Source organism: Mesorhizobium escarrei (genome assembly GCF_935825525.1).
GTDB lineage: Bacteria > Pseudomonadota > Alphaproteobacteria > Rhizobiales > Rhizobiaceae > Mesorhizobium > Mesorhizobium escarrei.
The window spans coordinates 371-600 of the sequence record NZ_CAKXZT010000025.1; the positions used below are offsets into that span (position 1 = coordinate 371).

Genomic DNA, 230 nt, shown 5'->3' on the forward strand with positions numbered 1-230 from the left:
ATCTCGGCCGCGCTGGACCTGTGTGCCCGTTCGTGCCTCGGGCCGATGAACTTAAAACACTTTGGCTAGCTCCTGAGCGAATAGCCAACCTGAGTGTGCCGGACACTGTCCAGCTCATAAGCGTCTACCAGAAACTGTTCTTGGAAGCACAACCTGCTGACGGAGACGATGCGATCTACAAATCAATCGTCGTTGTTTTCACCGATTTGTCGGCCGATCGAGCAAAGGAT

General features: G+C 53.5%; 1 protein-coding gene. It reads left to right on the forward strand.

Annotation, left to right across the window (positions count from 1 at the left end):
- Positions 1-230 (forward strand): DUF6875 domain-containing protein (locus NMG80_RS02330; protein WP_436798530.1); only part of this gene is annotated, 230 nt, incomplete at both ends.